Annotated in this window: 18 protein-coding genes; 9 read left to right on the top strand and 9 right to left on the bottom strand. The window is 67.2% G+C overall.

Annotated elements, in window-relative coordinates:
* Positions 1 to 6 precede the first annotated feature (6 nt).
* Both HDC29_RS13285 and HDC29_RS13280 read left to right on the top strand, forming a co-directional pair.
* Positions 7 to 4713 (top strand): NAD-glutamate dehydrogenase domain-containing protein, encoded by a 4707-nt coding sequence (locus HDC29_RS13285; RefSeq protein ID WP_179498282.1) that lies wholly within the window; start codon positions 7 to 9, stop codon positions 4711 to 4713.
* A 48-nt stretch (positions 4714 to 4761) separates the two neighbouring features.
* Positions 4762 to 5619: a RimK family alpha-L-glutamate ligase gene (locus tag HDC29_RS13280; RefSeq protein ID WP_179498280.1), complete on the top strand. Its 858-nt coding sequence runs from the start codon at positions 4762 to 4764 to the stop codon at positions 5617 to 5619.
* Here the strand turns inward: HDC29_RS13280 and HDC29_RS13275 are convergent.
* From HDC29_RS13275 to HDC29_RS13245, 7 genes are all read right to left on the bottom strand, one after another.
* On the bottom strand, positions 5604 to 5849 hold the full coding sequence (locus HDC29_RS13275) for a ribbon-helix-helix domain-containing protein (RefSeq protein ID WP_179498918.1): 246 nt from the start codon (positions 5847 to 5849) through the stop codon (positions 5604 to 5606). The genes HDC29_RS13280 and HDC29_RS13275 overlap by 16 nt on opposite strands.
* Positions 5850 to 6025: 176 nt before the next feature.
* Entirely contained in the window at positions 6026 to 6748 is a 723-nt protein-coding gene (gene phbB, locus HDC29_RS13270; protein ID WP_179498278.1) for an acetoacetyl-CoA reductase, read from the bottom strand.
* A gap of 131 nt (positions 6749 to 6879) precedes the next feature.
* Positions 6880 to 8466 carry a DUF1963 domain-containing protein gene (locus HDC29_RS13265; RefSeq protein ID WP_179498276.1) on the bottom strand — a complete coding sequence of 529 codons (1587 nt, stop codon included), beginning with the start codon at positions 8464 to 8466 and terminating at the stop codon, positions 6880 to 6882.
* A gap of 107 nt (positions 8467 to 8573) precedes the next feature.
* Positions 8574 to 9569 carry a ferrochelatase gene (gene hemH / locus HDC29_RS13260; RefSeq protein WP_179498273.1) on the bottom strand — a complete coding sequence of 332 codons (996 nt, stop codon included), beginning with the start codon at positions 9567 to 9569 and terminating at the stop codon, positions 8574 to 8576.
* Positions 9566 to 11854 (bottom strand): xanthine dehydrogenase family protein molybdopterin-binding subunit, encoded by a 2289-nt coding sequence (locus HDC29_RS13255; RefSeq protein WP_179498272.1) that lies wholly within the window; start codon positions 11852 to 11854, stop codon positions 9566 to 9568. The genes hemH and HDC29_RS13255 overlap by 4 nt, the downstream gene beginning before the upstream one ends.
* A gap of 81 nt (positions 11855 to 11935) precedes the next feature.
* Positions 11936 to 12358, bottom strand: a complete 423-nt coding sequence (locus HDC29_RS13250) for a CoA-binding protein (protein ID WP_179498916.1) — start codon at positions 12356 to 12358, stop codon at positions 11936 to 11938.
* Positions 12358 to 13347 carry an Mrp/NBP35 family ATP-binding protein gene (locus tag HDC29_RS13245; protein ID WP_179498271.1) on the bottom strand — a complete coding sequence of 330 codons (990 nt, stop codon included), beginning with the start codon at positions 13345 to 13347 and terminating at the stop codon, positions 12358 to 12360. The genes HDC29_RS13250 and HDC29_RS13245 overlap by 1 nt, the downstream gene beginning before the upstream one ends.
* Before the next feature lie 91 nt (positions 13348 to 13438).
* Here HDC29_RS13245 and hflK point away from each other — a divergent pair, with 91 nt between their 5' ends.
* From hflK to HDC29_RS13225, 4 genes are all read left to right on the top strand, one after another.
* Positions 13439 to 14581 (top strand): protease modulator HflK, encoded by a 1143-nt coding sequence (hflK, locus tag HDC29_RS13240; protein WP_179498270.1) that lies wholly within the window; start codon positions 13439 to 13441, stop codon positions 14579 to 14581.
* A complete protein-coding gene (gene hflC / locus HDC29_RS13235; protein WP_179498914.1) occupies positions 14581 to 15432 on the top strand; it encodes a protease modulator HflC in 852 nt (283 codons plus the stop codon). The genes hflK and hflC overlap by 1 nt, the downstream gene beginning before the upstream one ends.
* A gap of 139 nt (positions 15433 to 15571) precedes the next feature.
* On the top strand, positions 15572 to 17065 hold the full coding sequence (locus HDC29_RS13230) for a trypsin-like peptidase domain-containing protein (protein WP_179498269.1): 1494 nt from the start codon (positions 15572 to 15574) through the stop codon (positions 17063 to 17065).
* A 115-nt stretch (positions 17066 to 17180) separates the two neighbouring features.
* Positions 17181 to 17549 carry a VOC family protein gene (locus HDC29_RS13225; protein ID WP_179498912.1) on the top strand — a complete coding sequence of 123 codons (369 nt, stop codon included), beginning with the start codon at positions 17181 to 17183 and terminating at the stop codon, positions 17547 to 17549.
* Positions 17550 to 17666: 117 nt separating this feature from the next.
* Here the strand turns inward: HDC29_RS13225 and HDC29_RS13220 are convergent, their stop codons facing one another.
* Together HDC29_RS13220 and thiS are read right to left on the bottom strand one after the other, a co-directional pair.
* The gene (locus HDC29_RS13220) at positions 17667 to 18440 is read right to left on the bottom strand and encodes a bifunctional sulfur carrier protein/thiazole synthase protein (protein ID WP_179498268.1); all 774 of its coding nucleotides are present in this window, start codon (positions 18438 to 18440) and stop codon (positions 17667 to 17669) included.
* 1 nt (position 18441) lies between these two features.
* The gene (gene thiS, locus HDC29_RS13215) at positions 18442 to 18642 is read right to left on the bottom strand and encodes a sulfur carrier protein ThiS (protein WP_058804940.1); all 201 of its coding nucleotides are present in this window, start codon (positions 18640 to 18642) and stop codon (positions 18442 to 18444) included.
* A gap of 80 nt (positions 18643 to 18722) precedes the next feature.
* Here thiS and HDC29_RS13210 point away from each other — a divergent pair, with 80 nt between their 5' ends.
* The 3 genes from HDC29_RS13210 to accC all read left to right on the top strand — a co-directional run bounded on the left by HDC29_RS13210 (position 18723) and on the right by accC (position 21086).
* The gene (locus HDC29_RS13210; protein WP_179498266.1) at positions 18723 to 19163 is read left to right on the top strand and encodes a type II 3-dehydroquinate dehydratase; all 441 of its coding nucleotides are present in this window, start codon (positions 18723 to 18725) and stop codon (positions 19161 to 19163) included.
* Between the two features lie 71 nt (positions 19164 to 19234).
* Positions 19235 to 19717 (top strand): acetyl-CoA carboxylase biotin carboxyl carrier protein, encoded by a 483-nt coding sequence (accB, locus tag HDC29_RS13205; protein ID WP_179498264.1) that lies wholly within the window; start codon positions 19235 to 19237, stop codon positions 19715 to 19717.
* 7 nt (positions 19718 to 19724) lie between these two features.
* Positions 19725 to 21086, top strand: a complete 1362-nt coding sequence (gene accC / locus HDC29_RS13200; protein WP_179498262.1) for an acetyl-CoA carboxylase biotin carboxylase subunit — start codon at positions 19725 to 19727, stop codon at positions 21084 to 21086.
* Positions 21087 to 21164 lie beyond the last annotated feature (78 nt).

The raw sequence follows: 21164 nt of genomic DNA, 5'->3' as shown, positions 1-21164 counted from the left end.
CATTTTATGTCTCAGAAACTGTCCGACACGCCGGAAACGGACACGCCGACCCCCTCCACCGTCAAAATCCCGCCGAAAGTCGCCGCCGCCTATCTGGCCGCGCTCGCCGGCAGCGCGCTGCCCGGCGAAGGCGACGATATGGACAAGGCCGCGCTCAGCGACGCGAGCCAGTTCGCCGCGCGCGCCGCGCTCGACCGCGCCGCCGAAACCCCGTCGCTCCTGCTCGAACCGATCGCCGCCGACGGCACCGATCGCCGGATGCGGCTCGCCATCATCAACGACGACATGCCCTTCCTCGTCGATTCGACGTCGCAGGCGGTCGCGGCGCAGGGGCTCGTCGTTCACCGCATCCTCCACCCCGTCGTCGCGGTGAAGCGCGATGCGAAGGGCCATTTGCAGGAAGCGGGCGAAGGCCCCGCGCGCGAGTCGGTCATCTATATGGAGCTCGAACGCGGCGATGCGCGCGCGCGCCGGCGCCTGCTCGACGGGCTCGAAGCGGCGCTGCGCGACGTGCGCGCCGCGGTGCGCGACTGGCGCGCGATGCGCGCGGCGATGCTCGCCGACGCCGCGATGCGCGTCGAGGGCGAAGGCGCCGAGCTGCTGCGCTGGTTCGAAGGCGGGTCGATGACCCAGCTCGGCCACGAATGGCGCACGCGCGATGGCAAGGTTCAGGATCCGCTCGGCATCAGCGACAGCAGCGACGGCCAGCTCCTGTCGCCCGCCGCGCTCGATGCCGCCTTCGCCTGGTTCGACAAGGGAGGGCACACGCCGCTGCTGATCAAGTCGAACCGTTTATCGGCGGTCCACCGCCGCGTATTGCTCGATCTGGTTGTCGTTCCCGAACTGAAGGGCAAGAAAGTCGAACGGCTGTCGATCCACGCCGGCCTGTGGACCAGCCAGGCCCTGTCGACCCCGCCGGCGAAGGTCCCGGTGCTGCGCGCGCAGCTCAATGCGCTGATGGCAAAATTCGGCTTCGATCCCTCGGGCCATGCGGGCAAGGCGCTCGCCCATGCGCTCACCGCGTTGCCGCATGACTTGCTGATCGCGTTCGACAGCGCCTCGCTCGAGGAACTGGTGCTGACCTCGATGTCGATCACCGACCGGCCCCGGCCGAAGCTGGTGATGGTGCGCAGCGCGCTCGGCCGGCATCTGTTCGCCTTCGTCTGGCTGCCGCGCGACGAGGTATCGACCGGACGCCGCATCGCGGTCGAGGCGATGCTGGTGCGCGAAGCGAAAGCCGGCGTCATCGGCTGGACGATGGTGCTCGAGGATGGCGGCGCGGCGCTGCTGCGCTACACGCTCGACCTGCGCAGCGGCGGTGTCGTTCCCGACACCGAAGCGCTCAACGCGCAGCTCGAACAGATGGTGCGCGGCTGGCAGCCCGAGGTCGAGGCGGCGCTGGCGAAGCGCGGCGACCCGGGCCGCGCCGCGGCGCTGGCGTCGCGTTTTGCGGCGACCTTTCCGCCCAATTACCGAAACCTCTATAACCCCGAAGAAGCGGCGCGCGACATATTGCGCCTGCGCGATCTCGACGCGGACAATCCGCGCAGCGTGCGTCTGGCGCGCAAGACCCTCGACGGCGACGACCGGCTGCGGCTCAAGGTCTATAGCGCGGCGGGTCCGCTCGCCCTCTCCGACGTCGTCCCCGCGCTCGAACATTTCGGTTTCCAGGTGCTCGAGGAAATCCCCACGACGCTCGGCCAGACGCGCGCGCCGGGCACCGAGGGCGATGACGAACCGCCGATCGTGATCCACGACTTCACGCTGCGCCTGCCCGCCAATGTCGACGAACTCGCGCTGCTTCCCTACGCCGAGGTGCTCGAAGGCGCGATCGCCGCGGTGCTGGACGGCCGCGCCGAAAATGACGCGTTCAACGAACTGGTGCTCACCAACCAGACCGACCCGGGCGCGATCGTCTGGCTGCGCGCCTGGTTCCGTTACCTGCGTCAGGGCGGTTCGGCCTATGGCATGGACACGGTGGTCAGCGCGCTGCGTCACGCGCCCGCGCTGACCTCCGCGCTGATCGAGCGCTTCCGCGCGCTCCACGACCCCAAGGCGCGCGATGCGAAGCGCGCCGAAGCGCTCGAAGCCGAGATCCTCGCCGATTTCGCCGACATCAAATCGATCGACGAGGACCGCATCCTGCGCCTGTTCCATGCCGTGGTCAGCGCGACCCTGCGCACCAACGCCTTCGCGCCCGCGGCCGAAGAGGCGCTGGCGTTCAAGATCGATTCGAGCCTGATCCCCGGCCTTCCCAAGCCGCTGCCGTGGCGCGAAGTGTGGATCTATTCGCCGCGCGTCGAGGGCATCCACCTGCGCGCCGGCCCGGTCGCGCGCGGCGGGCTGCGCTGGTCCGACCGCCGCGACGACTTCCGCACCGAAATCCTCGGGCTGATGAAAGCGCAGCGCGTGAAGAATGCGGTGATCGTGCCGACCGGCGCGAAGGGCGGCTTCTATCCCAAGGCGCTGCCCGACGCGGCGCTCGACCGCGATGCCTGGTTCGCCGAAGGCACCGAATGCTATCGCATCTTCATCCGATCGCTGCTGTCGATCACCGACAATCTCGTCGGCGGCAAGGTCGTGCACCCGAAGGGCGTGGCGATTCTCGACGGCGACGATCCCTATTTCGTCGTCGCCGCTGACAAGGGCACTGCGACCTTCTCCGACGTCGCCAACGCGCTGGCGATGGAGCGCGACTTCTGGCTCGGCGACGCGTTCGCGAGCGGCGGGTCGAAAGGCTATGACCACAAGGCGATGGGCATCACCGCCAAGGGCGCATGGCTGTCGGTCCAGCGCCACTTCGCCGAAATGGGCGTCGATGTGCAGACCGATACGATCCGCGTCGTCGGTTGCGGCGACATGTCGGGCGACGTGTTCGGCAACGGCATGCTGCTGTCGAAGGCGATCCAGCTGACCGCCGCGTTCGATCACCGCCACATCTTCCTCGACCCCGATCCCGATCCGACGAAGAGCTGGAAGGAACGCGAGCGGATGTTCAACCTGCCGCGTTCGAGCTGGGAGGATTATGACAAGAAGCTGATCTCGAAGGGCGGCGGCGTTTTCCCGCGCAGCCAGAAGAGCATTCCGCTTTCCCCCGAAGTGCAGGCGTTGCTCGGCCTCTCGGTCTCCGAAATCGATCCAAGCTCGCTGATCTCGGCGATTTTGAAGGCGCCGGTCGACCTGCTGTGGTTCGGCGGCATCGGCACCTATGTGAAGGCGGCGGGGCAGAATAATGCCGAGGTCGGCGACCCCGCGAACGACGCGCTGCGCGTGGATGCAGAGGATCTGCGCGTCAAGGCGGTGGGCGAAGGCGCGAACCTGGGCGTCACGCAGGCGGCGCGCATCGCCTTTTCGGCCAAGGGCGGACGGATCAACACCGACTTCATCGACAATAGCGCGGGCGTCGACTGTTCGGATAATGAGGTCAATATCAAGATCGCGCTCAATCGCGAGATGGCCGAAGGGCGCCTGTCGCAGGACGACCGCGACGCGCTGCTCGTGCGGATGACCGACGATGTCGCGGAGCTTGTGCTCGAGGACAACCGGCTGCAGGCGCTCGCGCTGTCGATTGCCGAAAAGGGCGGATCGGCCGCGGTGCCGTCGCTGGTGCGGATCATGGAAACGTTCGAGGGTGCGGGCCGGCTCGACCGCAAGGTCGAGGGGCTGGCGGCGAACGACGAATTGCTGCGCCGCGCAGGCGAAGGGCGCGGACTGACGCGCCCCGAACTCGCGGTGCTGCTCTCGACCGCGAAGCTCGCGCTGCAGGATGCGATCGAGCACAGCGACCTGCCCGACGACCCGGCGCTGGCGAGCGACCTCGCCGCGGCCTTCCCCGCCGAGATGCAGCGCGACTTTGCGCAGGCGATCGCCGACCACCAGCTGCGCCGCGAGATCATCGCGACCAAGATCGCGAACCGCATCATCAACCGCATGGGCATCGTCCATCCGTTCGAGCTGGTCGAAGAGGAAGGCTGCGCGCTCGGCGACATCGCCGCGGCGTTCGTCGCGGTCGAACGCCTGCTCGAAATGCCGGCGATCTGGGACGCGTTGGACGAGGCGAAGATCGACGAGGGCGTTCGCCTGTCGCTTTTCGCGCAGGCAGCGTCGGCGATGGCTTCGCAGATGGCGGACCTGCTGCGCGTCACCCAGACGCTGTCGCAGGCCGGGCCGGTCGTGGCGCGGCTCGAACCGGGCGTCGACCGCCTGACCGCGGGCGTCGATGCGCTGCTCAGCCCCTCGGTCAAGCGCCAGTGGGACATGCTCGCACAGCAATTGCTCGATGCCGGCGCGCCCGAAACGCTGACCGCCGCGGTCGTCCGCCTGTTCAAGACCGACGGCGCGATCGGCATCGTCGACCTCGCCGAGCGGCGCGGCGACGACGAGGTCGCGGTGACACGCGCCTTCACCCATTTGGGCGAGGCATTGGGGCTCGACTGGGCGCAAACGCTGGCGGCGCATATGAGCCCCGCCGATCCGTGGGAACGGCTGCTCGTCAACAGCCTCGCGCGCGATTTCCAGCAGATGCGGCTGGCATTCCTTGGCGGGCTGCCGAAGGGCGACCTCGACGCCGCGGTGACCAAATGGCTCGCCGACCATGCACCGCGCGTCGAACAGTTCCGCAGCACCGTCGACCGCGCGCGAATGATCCCGAACCCGAACGGCGCGATGCTGTCGCATATCGCCGGGCAGGCACGCGGATTGCTGGCGCGATAAGAGACCCACCCTTCCCTGAAGGGGAGGGGCTTCAGGAAAGCTCCCTCAATGCCGTTTCAGCCGCGCGTCGCGATCCTGACCCCGGCGCCCGATTATGACGAGAAATGGCAGCCTGCCTTTGCGCGCAAGGCGGCGGCGCTGACTGCGGCCGGGCTGGTCGTCGAGTCGCGCGTGTGGACCGATCCCGGCGACCTCGCGGGCTTTGATCTGGTGCTGCCGCTCTTCGCCTGGGGCTATCAGCGCGACGTCGCGGGCTGGTATGCGCTGCTCGACCGGCTGGAAGGCGAAGGGTTGCCCGTGGTCAATCCGGTGCCGGTGCTGCGCTGGAACAGCGACAAGGCGTATCTCGCCGAACTCGCCGCGAAAGGCGTCGCGGTCGTGCCGACGGTCGAGGTCGCGGCGCTGGACGATGCGAGCCTTGCCAAGGCGACGGCGGAATTCGGGACCGACGACATCGTGATCAAGCCCGCGATTTCGGGCGGGGCGGACGGGACGCACCGCATCGCGCCCGGCGCGCCGATCCCCGGCGATGCCGCCGGCCGGCGCCGCCTCGTCCAGCCGTTGATGCCGGGCATCCTGACCCACGGCGAATTTTCGATCTTCTTCTTCGCTGGCAAGTTCAGCCACGCAATCGTCAAGCGCCCCGCAACGGGCGATTTCCGCGTGCAGGAACAGTTCGGCGGGCGCGAGGAGCCGTGGGAGGCGAATGATGGGGCGCAGGCTCTTGCGGCGGCGGCACTGGCGGCCGCGCCCGCCGCGCCAGTCTATGCGCGCGTCGACATGGTCGGCGACGCAGCGGGCGCGCTCCACATCATGGAACTCGAATTGATCGAGCCGTCGCTGTTTCTGCACCATGCCCCCGACAAGGGGGCGGCGTTCGGATCGGCGGTCTACGGCGCGATCTGACCGGGCCGGCCGCGCCACAGCCATTGCCGGATCGCCGAAGTCAGGTTCGGCGGGTCGTCGGCGTCCATCCGTTCGACGTCGATCCGCGCGACCAGCGCGTTGACGGGAAGCCCCTGCCGCGCCGCTTCGGCCTCCAGCGCGTCCCAGAACATCGGCTCGAGGCTGATCGAGGTCGGGTGGCCCGCGATCGTCACCGAGCGTTTGACGGGGGGGTGAAAGGGGGAACTCATCACGGGATTGTAGCGCCCCTGCTGGCGACAGCAAAGCCGCCGCCCGCCGTCAGGCGGGTTCGGCGATCTTCTGGGATCGCCGCCCCGCTGGCCGTGCCGATGGCTGCCGCTTTGCGGCACCGGCGCCTAACCGCGTCGTTCGCTGCGCGAACGGCTTGGTTACGCGCCTGCCATCGTCAATACATATGCTGCCCGCCGTTGATCGACATCGTCGATCCGGTGACGAAGCCCGCATCCTCGCTGCACAGGAAGGCCACGCCGCGCGCGATCTCGTCGGCCTGGCCGAGGCGGCCGACCGGAATCTTGGCGACGATCTTTTCGAGCACCGGGGCGGGGACCGCGGCGACCATGTCGGTATCGATATAGCCCGGCGCGATCGCGTTCACGGTCACGCCCTTTTTCGCGCCTTCCTGCGCCAGCGCCTTGGTGAAGCCGTGGATGCCCGATTTGGCGGCGGCATAATTGACCTGGCCGTACTGGCCCGCCTGCCCGTTGATCGAGCCGATGTTGACGATGCGGCCCCAGCCACGCTCGACCATGCCGCCAAAGGTCGCCTTCGCCATGTTGAAACAGCCGCCGAGGTTGACGCGCATGACATCGTCCCAATCGTCATAGCTCATCCGTGCGAGCGTGCCGTCGCGGGTGATGCCGGCGTTGTTGACGACGATGTCAACGGGTCCGAATTCTTCAGCGATGCGGGCGCAATTGTCGAGGCACGCCTGATGGTCGCCGACGTCCCATTTCAGCGCGGCGATGCCGGTCCGGTCGGTGAATTCGCGCGCCTTTTCATCGTTGCCGGCATAGTTGGCGACGACCGTGACGCCCTGTTCCTTCAGCTTGAGCGAAATCGCTTCACCGATGCCGCGGCTGCCCCCGGTGACGATTGCTATACGTGTCATAAATCCAGCTCTCCCACAGAGTTATCGCTTCATGATTAGGCTGCGGGGCGAAGCGCCGCAAGTTGACCGGAACGTCAATCGCAAAGCTATTCGGGAAGCTGGGCGAAGGGTCGGAGCCCCAGGGTAAGGACCTAGCTGTCGAGCCGGGCCCGCACCTTCGAAAAATCCCCGATCGCTAGGTCGCCCCGGTCGATCGTCACCACCAGATTGTCGCCGTCGCCGAATTTCCGGCTCATCAGCCCGCTGCTCGGCAGGTCGAGCAGGACCGCCTCGCGGTCTTCGTCATCATCGCGACGGGGACGGTGCGGTTCGCCGCCCATCGCCGCGATCTCGCGCACCGCCATCTCGCGCCACCAGGGCTCGAAAAAGGCGCGCGCCGGCCCCGACAGATTGTCGGGGTTGGCGCACCAGGCATGTTTGGCGCGGTCGAACAGGATCGTCTGATAGTCGTGGACCCACAGATCGGCGTCGGGGCGATGCGTCGTCAGCGGCAGCGTGATCGTCTCCGCACGCTCCTCGCCGCTTTCGGGGTCGATCGTGCGAATCGTCCTGGCCCAGCGGATGGCGTGAAGCGCCGCCATCACGGCGGTCGCGTCGCCCGGCGAAAAGGGGTCGCGCGCCGCGCTGTCGTGGACGATCGCGATGATTTCGCGCGCGCGTTCGCAGGCTTCGCGGTTGAGCGCGGCACAGGAATCCGGAGCGCCATCGTCGCTGGCGCCTGTCCCCGCGTCATTTTCGAGCTGGCTTAGCCGCATTTCGAGGAGCGCGACCATCGCGGTCATGCTGCCCCAGTCGAACGGGTGGAAAGCGGGATCGGCAATGTCATAGCTGCGGGCATGGCCTTCGCCGGCCATCGCATCGGCATCGGCGGCGCCGCGCGGATCGGCATCGCCCGCGCGAACGGCGACGAGATCGACCGGCCATTCGGGAAAGGCGCGGACCGCGAAGGAGGCGAGATCGCCGAGGTCGAGTCCGCCATGCGGGCCGAACCAGCCTTCGGCATCGTTGAGTGTGAAAGGGGGCTGGGACGGAATGCCGGTGTCGCGAAGATGGAGGACGCGCACTTCGGGCTTGCGGCGATGGATGAAGAAGGCGAGCGCGCCCTCGCGCGGCCCCAGCCCGCCCCACAGCTCGGGCGGCAGGGCGGCGCAATCGACCTGCGCCAAAAAGTCCGCCGGCTGGCCGTCGATTTTGGGCCATTCCATGCCCACGCCGAGACGCGGGCGGCCGCCGAGCCAGCTGTTGGTCGAAATCGCATCGCGCGGGGGAATCTGGGGAAGGAGACGAAGCGCGATGGCTTCGGCATCATGGGCCCTCTCTGTCCGATGCGCCTTTTCCTCGACGTCGGACGCGATCGTTTCGAGCGCCGTTTCGACGGCGACGGGCGGCGCGGCCGGAAGATCGGCGCCGATGGGTTCGCGGGATTCAGCCGGCGAAACGGCGTCGGGCACGGTGTCATATTCGCCCTCGGCGGGCATGTCGGGCGGCGCCTTGCGGCTGATCCGCGCCAGCCGCGACGGGGAAATTTCTACGTCGTCGGGTTCGTCCTTCACCCGGCGCGACAGTTTCGGCAGGCGATATTCGCGCACCGCGGGCGCGGGACCGGGCGCCGCCGTGGCTGCTCGCGGATGCCGCGATCGCCAGACGGCATAGGCGATCCCGGCAAATACCAGCGTGAGTCCCGCCAGCGTCAATGCCGCCGTCAGAATCTCGTCCATCGACCGTCTCCATATGCCGCGGGGGTTGCGCCCTTTTGGCGCCACGCCGGATCAAGTTAGCGCATGGTCCTAAACAGTTGGTAAGCAGCGCCGCAAATGCGGGAAAGTCAGAGCCACCCCGCGAGTTCGCGCCGTACCAGCGCCTCGATCATCGCCACGCCGGGCGCTTCGGCGTTGAGGCAGGGCAGATAGGCGAAATGCCCGCCCCCCGCGTCGGCGAATTGCTGTTTGCCGCGAATCGCGAGTTCTTCGAGCGTTTCGAGGCAGTCGGCGGCGAAGCCCGGCGCGAAGACGGCAACGCTCTTGCCGGCCTTTCCAAAGGCTTCGAGCTGGCTGTCGGTTGCCGGTTCGAGCCATTTGGCGCGCCCGAATCGCGACTGGAAGGCGACCTCGACCGGGCGCCCGAGCATGTCCGAAAGCATGCGCGCGGTCTTGCGGCACTGGCAATGATAGGGATCGCCCAGCTGCAATGTGCGCTCGGGCATGCCGTGGAAGCTCGCAAGAAGCACATCCGGCACGAAATCAAGCGCAGCCAGCCCCGACACGACCGACGCCTTGAGCGCCTTCAGATAGGCGGGATCGTCGTGATAGGGCGGCAGGAAGCGCAGCGCGGGCTGCCAGCGCAGCGTCTTGAGATGATCGCCCACCGCATCGACCACGGTCGCGGTCGTGGCGGCGCAATATTGCGGATAGAGCGGCGCCACCAATATCCGGCGGCATCCCGCTGCGACCAGCGTATCGATCGCCGGGCCGATCGCCGGCTGACCATAACGCATCGCATAAGCCACCGCCGCAGCGTCGCCCAAGGCGCGCTGCATGGCCGCGCTCTGCGCGCGCGTGATCGCGGCGAGCGGCGATCCCTCGTCGGTCCACACCTGGGCATAGGCGTGCGCCGATTTTTTCGGCCGGGTGGTAAGGATGATGCCGCGCAGGATCGGCTGCCACAGGATTTGCGGGATCTCGACGACGCGGCGATCCGACAGGAATTGGCCGAGATAGCGCCGAACCGAGCGCGCGTCGGGCGCGTCGGGCGTCCCGAGATTGACGAGCAGCACACCGACGCGCGGTGCCGCGACGGCGGGATGATCGGCCGGCAAGGTCACAGCGGATGCGCCGACAGCGGGATGCGGCGGATACGCCGCCCGGTCGCGGCGAACATCGCATTGGCGAGCGCGGGGGCGACGACGGGGACGCCGACCTCGCCGAGCCCGCCGGGTTCGCGGTCGCTCTCGACGAATTCGACGAGTATCCGAGGGGTCTGCGACAGGCGCGGCAGGCCGAGCTGGCCGAGTTTGCGCGCGGTCGCAACACCGCCTTCATAATCGGTCGTCGCGCCGACCGCGGCGGCGAGGCCGAAGATCAGCCCGCCTTCGACCTGCTGGCGCGCAATCGCCGGGTTGACGAGCCGCCCGGCATCGACGACCGCGACCAATTGTTCGACCTGAAGGCCCCGGTCGCTCTGCCGCGCGGTCGCCATCAGCGCGATATGGCTGCCGCGCATCGAGTGGCAGGCGAGCCCCTGCGCGCTCCCCGACAAGCCGCCTTCCCAGCCGCCGAGGCTGGTCGCGGTGAGCAGGCAGCGCGCGAGCAGCGGCGCATTGCCGAGCATCGCCATGCGATAGGAGAGCGCGTCGCTTCCCGCCCGCGCCGCCATTTCGTCGATGAAGCATTCGGTAAAAAATGCGGTGTAGCTGTCGGCGTTGCCGCGCCAGCGGCCCGTGGGCAGCCCGATGTCGGCGGGGCAATGATCGACCGCCCGGTGCGGGATCGCATAGCGGGTCATCGCCCCTTCGACCGCAGCGGCGTCGGCGCGGCCCGCGGCGGCGCGCTGCGCCTCGTCGGCGGGGATATTCTCGAACAGCCGCGCGCGCACCTCATGGTTGGTCGCGGGCACCGCGATGCGCGTCACCAGCGCGTCGATCCCGCCCGCGGCGTTGAGCGTCGCGGTCAGTTTCGCGCGGGCCGGCGCGCGCGGCGGCAGGCGCATGATCTCCTCGGCGCGCGACCAGGCGAGCTGGACCGGGCGCTTTATCTGCAGCGCGACGATCGCCGCCTGAACCGCGACGCTGTGATCGAGGCAGGCGTCGAACGATCCGCCCGCCATCATCGGGAATAGCGTGACGTTCGCCGCCGCGAGGCCGGTCGCGCGCGCTACCGCGTCGCGGCACTGGGCGGGCGCCTGCGTCGCGACCCAGAGGCGCAGCCCGTCGCGGTCGGGGGCGGCGGTCGCGGTGCGCGTTTCCACGGCGGCGTGGAGCGCCGGGGCGACCGCATATTCGGCGGCGATCGGCTTTCGCCCGTCCATCGCCCCGGCCACGTCGCCCTCGCTCGCGATGCGGTAGCCGTCGTCTTTCAGCGCCGCCTTCAGCGCGGCGTCGATGCCGTCGCTCGAAACCGGCGTGCCTTCGGTTTCGAACACCGGAGCGAAGCGGTCGAGGGCGCGGTTCGCCGCCCACCAGTTGCGCGCGACGGTGGCGACCCAGCGGTCGTGCGTGACGACATGCAGCAGGCCGGGCGCGGCCATGCCCGCCTTGCGATCGATGCTCTTGAGCCGCGTCGCGCCAAGCGGCCCCTGCCGGATCGCGGCGAAGACCATGTCGGGCAGGCGGATGTCGCCGGCATAATTGGCCGACCCGTCGATCTTTGCCGGCAGGTCGAGCCGCGTCAGCTCCTTGCCATAAAGCGGATCGGGGCTGTGCGCGCGATAGACGGGCTCGGCGGGCGGATCGAGTAGCGCAGCCGCGGCTGCCACCTCGCCAAAGCGCAGCCTTTTCTTGCCGTGGATGACGAACCCGTCCTGCGTGTCGCATTCCTGCCAGTCGGCATCCCACCGCTCGGCCGCAGCCATCATCAAGAGCGCGCGCGCCTGCGCCGCCGCGGCGCGGCACGGGCCTTCGAACATGCGCACCGACGAGCTGTTCGCGGTCAGCATCACCGCGTGGCGCACCGCCCATTCGCGGCGCGCCCAGCTGCGCACGTCGGACACGAAATCGGGGACGCCCGATCGCGGCGTGAAGGTCGCGCTATCCTCGTCGACGAGCAGCGTATTGGCGTAGAGCGGGCTGATCGGGGCGGTTTCGACCGCGATCGTCCGCCAGTCGGCACCGAGCTCGTCGGCCATGATCTGCGGCAGCAGCGTCGTGACGCCCTGCCCCATTTCGCATTGCGGAACGACCGCGCTGACATGTCCGTCGTCGCCGATCTTCAGAAAGGCGTTGAAGACATGCTCGTCGGGCGCGGCGGTCAGGTTCGGCTGATAATCGCGCGGCCAGAGGCTCCACGCGATCGCAAGGCCGCCCGCGGCGGTCGCGCCGATCAGCATCTGACGCCGGCTGACGTGCGGCCGGCGCGATTTGTCTTTCCCCACAGTGTCGCGAATGCCCGCCATCGGCGATGCTGATAATCGGCGCGAGTCGGCGAAGCAAAGGCTTTCCGATCCGGCCGCCTGAAGGCGCGAGCGGTGGCCGCCTCAGCGCAGCAGGCCGAGACGCGGAATCTCGACCTTGGGACAGCGGTCCATCACGACCACCAGCCCCGCGGCGGCGGCGCGCTTCGCGGCGGCTTCGTTGACGACGCCCATCTGCATCCACACCGCCTTCGCACCGTGGACGATCGCTTCGTCGACCGCGGAGCCCGCGTCTTCGCTGTTGCGGAAGATGTCGACGATTTCGGCGGGCGGCTCGACATCGGCGAGCGTCGCGACGACGGGCGCGCCGTGGATGGTCTTGCCAGCATGGCCGGGGTTGACCGCGATCACATTGTGCCCCTGCGCGATCAGGAAGGCGAGCACACCGTTCGACGGCCGCGCCGGGTTGGGCGAAGCGCCTACCACGGCGATGCGGCGCGGCTGGCCCAAAAGCTCACGGATCTCGCCTTCGTCGTTGATCGCCATCATTTGCCCTTTCGTGCATCCAGCCATTCGGCGACCTTCGCCGCTATCGCGTGGAATGGTTCACCGGCCGGATCGGTTCCCGCCGCCGGGGGCACGCCGCCGTCGCTGGCGAGGCGGATGCCCATCGACAAGGGCACGCGGCCGAGGAAGTCGAGGCCCATCGTCGCCGCCGCCGCCTCTGCGCCGCCGCTGCCGAACGGGTCGCTGACCTCGCCGCAATGCGGGCAGGCATAGCCCGCCATATTCTCGACCAGCCCGATGATCGGCACGTCCGCCTGTTCGAACAGGCTGATCGCGCGCGTCGCGTCCATCAGCGCGAGGTCCTGCGGGGTCGAGACGATGACGGCGCCTGCGGGCTTGTGCCGCTGGATCATCGTCAGCTGGACGTCGCCGGTGCCGGGAGGCAGGTCGACGACGAGCGTGTCGATATCGCCCCAGCTCGCGTCGACAAGCTGTTCGAGCGCCTTGCCCGCCATCGGGCCGCGCCACGCGATCGCCTGTCCGGGCGCCGCGATCTGTCCGGTCGACAGCATCGGCACGCCATAGGCGTTGGGAACGGGAACCAGCTTCGATCCGCGCGATTCGGGCTTCACGCCCTCGCTGTCCATCAGCCGGGGCTGCGACGGGCCGTAGATATCGGCATCGACCAGCCCGACCTTGACGCCCAGCCGGTGGAGCGCGACGGCGAGGTTCGCGGCGAGCGTCGATTTGCCGACCCCGCCCTTGCCGCTGCCGACCGCGATGATCGTCAGCGCCTTTTTCTCGGCGGTCATCGCGATGCGCACCTCGCGCACACCGGGTTCAGCAAGGAGGCCGGCACGCAGCCTGTCTTCGAGCGGCCCCCGTTCCTCGACCGCCAATCCGGAGACGTCGAGCACCACCGCGAGCAGGCCCGAGTCGTCGAGCAATCGCAGACCGGAGGAACGACCTTCGCTAAGGTCGGCGGCGGCGGCGGTCAGGCGGGCGAGTTCTGCGCTATGTTCGGTCATGTCCGCGGCAGATAGGCATGATCGGCACGTTTGCCAGCCATTTTCGCGCGCACCCCCTGTTAATCGCGCCCGCCGCCCCTATAAAAGCAGCATGAGCAACGAAAATGAAGCCAACATGGCCGGCCGCGGTCCGGGGGGATTGCGGCAATTTCTTCAACAGATCAGCCAGATGGCGAACAGCCCGTGGGGGAGCGGTCCCAAAGACGGCGACGACGGCAAGAAGCCGGGCCCGCGCAACCCGTGGGTGACGCCCGATCCCGCCGACCAGCGGCGCGGGCAAAAGCCGCGCGGCCCCTCGGCGCTTGACGAGCTGCTGCGCAAGGGGCGCGGTGGTTTCGGTGGCGGCGGCTCGGGCGGCGGCGGCGGTTTCGACTTCGGCGAGTCGGCGAAGGTCTGGAAATGGGCGATCCTCGGCCTTGTCGTGATCGTGCTGGGCTTTTCGATGATCCACGTCATCCCGCCCGAAAAGGAAGGCGTAGTGACGCGCCTCGGCAGCTATTCGCGCACCATGGGCCCCGGTTTCAAGATCACGCTGCCGGCACCGATCGAGCGCGTGCGGATGGAAGACGTCCGCGCGATCCGCACGATGGCGATCGGCTCGCCCAACGCGACGGACGAGAATTTCGTGCTGACCCGCGACCAGAGCATCGTCGACCTTGCCTATGAGGTCCGCTGGTCGGTTCGCAGCCCCGAACTTTTCTTCTTCCAGCTCGCCAATCCCGAAGACACGATCCGCGAGGTCGCCGAAAGCGCGATGCGCGCGACGGTCGCGAATTTCGACCTCGTGCAGGCGATCGGTCCGGGCCGCGTCGAGATCGAGGCGCAGGTGCAGCGGCGCATGCAGGCGCTGCTCGACGAATATCGCGCGGGCGTCACGATCCAGGGCATCGCCATCCGCCAGGCCGATCCGCCGAGCCAGGTCGACGAGGCGTTCAAGGAAGTCACCGCGGCGCGGCAGGAGCGCGAAGCGGCAATCAACCTTGCCCGCGCCTATCAGCAGCAGGTGCTGGAACGCGCGCGCGGCGACACGTCGGCGTTCGACCAGATTTACGCCCAATATGAGCTGGCACCCGAAGTGACGCGCCAGCGCCTTTATTATGAAACGATGGAGACGGTATTGTCGAACGTCGACAAGACGATCATCGAAGCGCGCGGGGTGACGCCCTATCTGCCGCTCAACGAAGTGCAGAGGCGCCTCAAGGCACCCGAAGCGGCGACGAAGGGAGGCGAATGATGTTCGGCTCGCTTTTCCGCAACCCCGTGCGCCTGCTCGTCGGCATCGTCGCGGTGCTGGTCGTGCTGATGATGACGGTGACAATCGTTCCCGAGGATCGCCAGGCTGTCATCCTGCGCGTCGGCGAAATCTATGGAACCAAGAACGCCTATAAAAAGGGCGAGCAGTTCGGGCGTTCGGGCGCCGGCGTGTTGATCACCATGCCGTTCGCCGATTCGGTCCAGCTGATCGACAAGCGCATCCTGGGCATCAACATGGAGCGTCAGCAGGTGCTCTCGACCGACCAGCAGCGGCTGCAGGTCGATGCCTTCGCGCGCCTCCGCATCACCAACCCCGTGCGCATGTACACCGCGATCCGCACCGAGGAACGGCTGCAGCAGCAACTCGCGACCATCCTCGGCTCGTCGCTGCGCAACGAGCTTGGCAAGCGGACCTTCGCCACCCTGCTGTCGGCCGAACGCGGCGCGGTGATGGACAATATCCAGGTCGCGCTGAACCGCGAGGCGCAGAAATATGGCGCCGAGATCATCGACGTGCGGATCAAGCGCGCCGACCTGCCCGAAGGCGCCACGCTGGAGGCGGCCTATAACCGCATGCGCACCGCGCGCCAGCAGGAGGCGATCTCGATCCGCGCCGAAGGGCAGAAGGAGGCGCAGATCATTCGCGGCAGCGCCGACGGCGAAGCCGCGCGCATCTATGCCGCGAGCTTTGGCAAGGACCCCGAATTCTATGATTTCTATCGCGCGATGCAGAGCTATCGGCAGACCTTCCTGGGTGAAAACAACCAAGGCGGAACGTCGATCATCATGTCGCCCGACAATGAATATCTGAAACGTTTCAGCGGCGGTTGACGCGTTCGCGGCAAGCAGGCGACCGATGAATGGAACCTGCAGCGTCCGTTCATGTTCAAACACCATTCAGCCAGCCCGACGCAGACCGCCGCAGCCGGGGTTATTGAGTTTTTTTAAAGAACGAAGAGGATTTCCGATCGTGCGTTATGTTTATGGCATCACTTCGGCCTTGCTGGCGGGTGGCACCGCGCTGGCGCTGGTCACCCAGTCCCCCGTCGGGGCGCAGGTCGCGCAGAACGAAAAGAGCGAGATGGCGAGGGCCGTGCCGCGCGCCGGCGCGCCCGAAAGCTTTGCCGACCTGGTCGAACAGTTGCAGCCCGCGGTGGTCAACATCTCGACCAAGCAGGAAGTGACGCTTGGCGTCCGGCTCAACCCCTTTGCCGGGACGCGCGAGCCGATCACGCAGGAACAGCAGGGCGGCGGGTCGGGCTTCCTGATCTCGGCCGACGGCTATATCGTCACGAACAACCACGTCATTTCGGGCGGCCCGCGCGGCGAGGCGGTGAACGAAGTCACGGTCACGCTGACCAACCAGCGCGAATATAAGGCGAAGATCGTCGGCCGCGATGCGGCGTCCGATCTGGCGTTGCTCAAGATCGATGCCACCGGAATGCCCTTCGTCAAATTTGCTGACGGCAGTCCGGCGCGCGTCGGCGACTGGGTCGTCGCGATCGGCAACCCGCTCGGCCTCGGTTCGACCGTGACCGCGGGCATCATCTCGGCGGTCCAGCGCAATATCGGCCAGGGCGGCGCCTATGACCGCTATATCCAGACCGATACCGCGATCAACCGCGGCAATTCGGGCGGCCCGCTGTTCGACCTGGAAGGCAATGTCGTCGGCATCAACAACATGCTGATCTCGCCCGTCGGTGCCAACATCGGCGTCAACTTCGCGATTCCGGCCGAGGCTGCGATCCCGGTGATCGAAGCGCTGCGCGCCGGCGAAGCCCCGCAGCGCGGCTATCTGGGCATCGGCATCGCGCCGGTAACCGAGGATTTCGCCTCGGCGCTCGGCCTGCCCAAGGATCGCGGCGAATTCATCCAGCGCGTCGAACCGGGCGAAGCCGGCGAGAAGGCGGGGCTGAAGCGCGGCGACGTCGTGCTGAAGGTCAACGGCAAGGATGTGACGCCGCAACAGACGCTGTCGTATATCGTCGCCAACACCAAACCGGGCACGCGCATCCCGCTCGAGGTCGTGCGCGACGGCAAGACGATGACGCTGAATGCCGTTGTCGGCACGCGCCCGCCCGAAGACGAACTCGCGGGCGCGAATTTCGACCCCGAGGAAGAACAGACGATGCCCGAGGATCCGTCGGGCGCGCATGACGAGACGATCCAGAACAGCCTCGGCATGGCGGTGCAGCCGCTGACCCCGGACATCGCGCGCGCCGTCGGCATCGAGGCGAACAGCAAGGGACTCGTGATCGGCGCGGTGTCGGGCAACAGCGACGCGGGGCGCAAAGGTCTGCGCCGCGGCGACGCGATCCTGACCGCGAACCGCACACCGGTGACGTCGAGCGAGGCGCTGGCGAAGGTCGTGAACGATGCGAAGAAGGCGGGCCGCGACGCGGTGCTGCTCGAAATCCTGCGTCGTGGGGGGCCCTCGGCCTTTATCGCGATCCGCATCAAATAGGCGCGCCCGCCGCGTCGACGAAAGGGGCGTCGGGCCATGTGTCCGACGCCCTTTTTCTTTGCTTCGATCTATTTTGTTCCTATTATGTTCATCTCTGCGAGTCGGGAGATGGATGATGATCGGTTATGTGACGCTGGGGACGCGGGATCTGGCGAAAGCGGCGGTATTTTACGATGCGATCGCCGCCGAGCTGGATACGCCGCGGATGATGGAATTCGACGGCTTCATAGCATGGGGCAAGCCGGGCGGCGGCGCCGGCATCGGCCTGACCAAGCCGTTCGACGGCAATCCCGCGACCGTGGGCAATGGCGTGATGGTGGCGCTCGAGGCGAAAGACAAGGAGCAGGTCCAGCGCCTCTACGACATTGCGCTGGCGAACGGCGGCAGCTGCGAAGGCCCGCCGGGACCGCGCGGCGAGGGTTTCTACGCCGGCTATTTCCGCGATCCCGACGGCAACAAATTGAACGCCTTCATCATGGGGTAAGCAAGCTGGCATGGGCGTCGGTTTTGGGGTGGGAAGCGGACGCTGAGGCCACGAACCGATTTTCCCCTCCCGCAAGCGGGAGGGGAGAAGGATGGCGCCTTCCGGCCGCCTTCTGCCTTAGATCAATCCCGCCAGCGGGCTCGAAGGGTCGGCATAGCGCCTGAGGCCCATGCGCCCCGCCAGATAGGCGTCGCGTCCCGCCTCGACCGCCTGGCGCATCGCGCGCGCCATGCGAACCGGGTCCTTCGCCTCGGCGATCGCGGTGTTCATCAGCACGCCGTCGCAGCCGAGCTCCATCGCGACCGCAGCGTCGCTCGCGGTGCCGACGCCCGCATCGACGAGCACCGGGACCGACGCGCCTTCGACGATCAGGCGGATCGTGACGCGGTTCTGGATGCCCAGCCCCGATCCAATGGGGGCGCCCAGCGGCATGATCGCGACCGCGCCCGCATCCTCGAGCTGCTTCGCCGCGATCGGATCGTCGACGCAATAGACCATCGGCAGGAAGCCCTCTTTCGCGAGCACCTCGGTCGCCTCGAGCGTCTCGCGCATATTCGGATAGAGCGTTTTCGCCTCGCCCAGCACCTCGAGCTTCACGAGGTCCCAGCCCCCCGCCTCGCGCGCCAGCCGCAGCGTGCGGATCGCATCGTCGGCATTGAAGCAGCCCGCGGTGTTCGGCAGGTAGGTGATCTTCTTCGGATCGATAAAGTCGGTCAGCATCGGCGCCGTGGGGTCGGAGACGTTGACGCGGCGAACCGCGACGGTGACAATCTCGGCCCCCGACGCTTCGACCGCCGCGGCGTTCTGTTCGAAATCCTTGTATTTGCCGGTGCCGACGATCAGCCGCGACGTAAATGTCCGGCCGGCAACGCTCCACTGGTCTGCTGACAACTCAACCGCCTCCTACGAAATGAACGATTTCCAGCGCATCGCCCTCGGCGAGTGCGACGTCGGCGAGCGTCGATCGCGGCACGATCGCGCGATTGCGTTCGACCGCGACCTTCTTCACGTCGAGGCCGAGCGAGGCGACGAGGTCGGCGATGCTGCCTTCGCGCACCTGCCGCGGTTCGCCGTTGAGGATGACCGAGATCACGTGAAATCCGCCTTGCTTTGCCTTTTGCCGAGCAGCCCATATAGGGGGAGCCCGCAACGTCGCAACCGAAAGACCGCCCCTTGCCCGACCTTCCGACCGTCTTTGTCCTCTCTGGCCCCAATCTCAACCTGCTCGGCACGCGCGAGCCCGAGATCTATGGCCACGACACGCTGAACGATATTCACGCGCGACTGGAAACGCAGGCGGAAGGGCTGGGAATCAGGCTCGAATGCCGGCAGACGAACCATGAAGGCGTGCTGATCGACTGGCTGCACGAAGCCTATGTGGCGGGCGCGAAGGCCGTTTTGCTCAACGCCGGGGGCTATACGCATACATCGATCGCGATCCACGACGCGATCAAATCGATCAAGGTGCCGGTGATCGAGGTCCATCTGTCCGACCCGATGCAGCGCGAGCCGTTTCGCCACATCAGCTATGTCGGCATGGCCGCTGTCGCGCATTTTGCGGGGCATGGCGCGAACAGCTATACGCTGGCGCTGGACGCCGCCGCCCGTCTCTGACAAAGGGGGCGCATCAAAAATCGGGGTCCGGGCGTTGAAACGACGACGCCGCAACAGCAGGAAAAATTCTCATGGGTGACCATAAAGACAATGGCATCAACATCGATCCGGCGTTCGTGCGCGCACTCGCCGAACTGCTCGACGATACGCAGCTTTCCGAAATCGAAGTCGAGGACGGCGACCGCAAGGTTCGCGTCGCGCGCACGCTGACCGCCGCCGCCCCCACCCACTATGCACCCGCGCCGGTCGCCGCGCCTGCCGCAGCAACCCCCGCGGCTCCGGCTGCCGCCGCCGCAGCAGCCCCCACCGCCGACAATTTCGCCGACGCGGTTAAGTCGCCGATGGTCGGCACCGTCTATCTCGCGCCCGAACCCGGCGCGCCCAATTTCGCGGCGGTCGGCTCGGCGGTGAAGGCGGGCGACACGATCCTGATCATCGAGGCGATGAAGGTGATGAACCCGATCACCGCAACCGCCGCGGGAACGCTCAAGGCCGTGCATGTCGAGAACAGTCAGCCGGTCGAGTTCGACCAGCCGCTGTTCACCATCGGCTGAATCGACGATGGCCATTGAAAAGCTCCTGATCGCCAACCGCGGCGAGATCGCGCTGCGCATCCATCGCGCGTGCCACGAAATGGGCATCAAGACGGTCGCGGTCCACTCGACCGCCGACACCGACGCGATGCACGTCCGCCTCGCCGACGAGGCGGTGTGCATCGGGCCGCCCGCGGCAAAGGACAGCTATCTCAATATCCCCGCGATCATCTCGGCAGCCGAGATCACCGGCGCCGACGCGATCCATCCGGGCTATGGCTTCCTGTCCGAGAACGAGCGCTTCGCCGAGATTATCGAAGCGCATGACATGATCTTCGTCGGGCCGAAGCCCGAGCATATCCGCACGATGGGCGACAAGGTCGAGGCGAAGCGCACCGCGGTCGCGCTGGGTCTTCCCGTCGTTCCGGGCTCGCCGGGCGCCGTCACCTTCAGCGAGGAAACCAAGAAGCTCGCGAAGGAAATCGGCTATCCGGTGCTGATAAAGGCCGCCTCGGGCGGCGGCGGGCGCGGCATGAAGGTCGTCCCCGACGAGGGCAGCCTCGAAAGCCTGATGGGCCAGGCGTCGAGCGAAGCGGCGGCCGCCTTTGGCGATCCGACCGTCTATATGGAAAAATATCTCGGCAATCCGCGCCACATCGAATTCCAGGTCTTCGGCGACGGCAAGGGCCATGCGATCCACCTCGGCGAGCGCGACTGCTCGCTGCAGCGCCGCCACCAGAAGGTGCTCGAGGAAGCGCCTTCGCCGATCATCTCGGCCGACGAACGCGCGCGCATGGGCAAGGTCTGCGCCGACGCGATGGCCGCGATGAGCTATCGCGGCGCGGGCACGATCGAATTCCTGTGGGAAAATGGCGAATTCTTCTTCATCGAGATGAACACGCGTATCCAGGTCGAGCATCCGGTGACCGAAATGATCACCGGCTTCGACCTCGTCCGCGAACAGATCCGCATCGCGGGCGGCGCGGGCCTGTCGGTCAAACAGGAAGACCTCGAATTCCGCGGCCATTCGATCGAATGCCGCATCAATGCCGAGGATCCACGCACCTTCATGCCCTCGCCGGGCAAGGTGACGAGCTATCACGCCGCGGGCGGCATGCACGTCCGCGTCGATAGCGGGCTTTACGCCGGCTATTCAATCCCGCCCTATTATGACAGCATGATCGGCAAGCTGATCGTCTATGGCCGCAGCCGCGAAAGCTGCATGATGCGGATGCGCCGCGCGCTCGACGAGATGGTGATCGGCGGGATCAAGACCAACATTCCGCTTCACCAGGCCTTGCTGGCCGACCCCGACGTCATCCACGGCGATTATACGATCAAGTGGCTCGAGGAATGGCTGGCGCGGGAGGATGAGGGCGGCGCGGCCTGACCCCCCTTTGAACAACTGCGCCGAGCTGTGCGGCGCTTCACTTTCGCTAGCCCTTCTTTTTGGCTATGGGCTTTGACC

The organism is Sphingopyxis sp. JAI108, from assembly GCF_013410105.1.
In the GTDB taxonomy this organism is placed as follows: domain Bacteria; phylum Pseudomonadota; class Alphaproteobacteria; order Sphingomonadales; family Sphingomonadaceae; genus Sphingopyxis; species Sphingopyxis chilensis.
Note: the sequence above shows the minus strand (reverse complement) of the source record. Positions and strands in the feature narration are given on the sequence as shown.

Bases quoted from the DNA above. Each gene is read 5' to 3' on its own strand.
- HDC29_RS13225 (WP_179498912.1), top strand. From the start codon at position 17,181: ATGATCGGTTATGTGACGCTGGGGACGCGGGATCTGGCGAAAGCGGCG.
- HDC29_RS13285 (WP_179498282.1), top strand. From the start codon at position 7: ATGTCTCAGAAACTGTCCGACACGCCGGAAACGGACACGCCGACCCCC.
- accB (WP_179498264.1), top strand. From the start codon at position 19,235: ATGGGTGACCATAAAGACAATGGCATCAACATCGATCCGGCGTTCGTG.
- hflK (WP_179498270.1), top strand. From the start codon at position 13,439: ATGAGCAACGAAAATGAAGCCAACATGGCCGGCCGCGGTCCGGGGGGA.
- phbB (WP_179498278.1), bottom strand. From the start codon at position 6,748: ATGACACGTATAGCAATCGTCACCGGGGGCAGCCGCGGCATCGGTGAA.
- hflC (WP_179498914.1), top strand. From the start codon at position 14,581: ATGTTCGGCTCGCTTTTCCGCAACCCCGTGCGCCTGCTCGTCGGCATC.
- HDC29_RS13280 (WP_179498280.1), top strand. From the start codon at position 4,762: ATGCCGTTTCAGCCGCGCGTCGCGATCCTGACCCCGGCGCCCGATTAT.
- HDC29_RS13255 (WP_179498272.1), bottom strand. From the start codon at position 11,854: ATGGCGGGCATTCGCGACACTGTGGGGAAAGACAAATCGCGCCGGCCG.
- accC (WP_179498262.1), top strand. From the start codon at position 19,725: ATGGCCATTGAAAAGCTCCTGATCGCCAACCGCGGCGAGATCGCGCTG.
- HDC29_RS13250 (WP_179498916.1), bottom strand. From the start codon at position 12,358: ATGGCGATCAACGACGAAGGCGAGATCCGTGAGCTTTTGGGCCAGCCG.
- HDC29_RS13265 (WP_179498276.1), bottom strand. From the start codon at position 8,466: ATGGACGAGATTCTGACGGCGGCATTGACGCTGGCGGGACTCACGCTG.
- HDC29_RS13275 (WP_179498918.1), bottom strand. From the start codon at position 5,849: ATGAGTTCCCCCTTTCACCCCCCCGTCAAACGCTCGGTGACGATCGCG.
- HDC29_RS13245 (WP_179498271.1), bottom strand. From the start codon at position 13,347: ATGACCGAACATAGCGCAGAACTCGCCCGCCTGACCGCCGCCGCCGCC.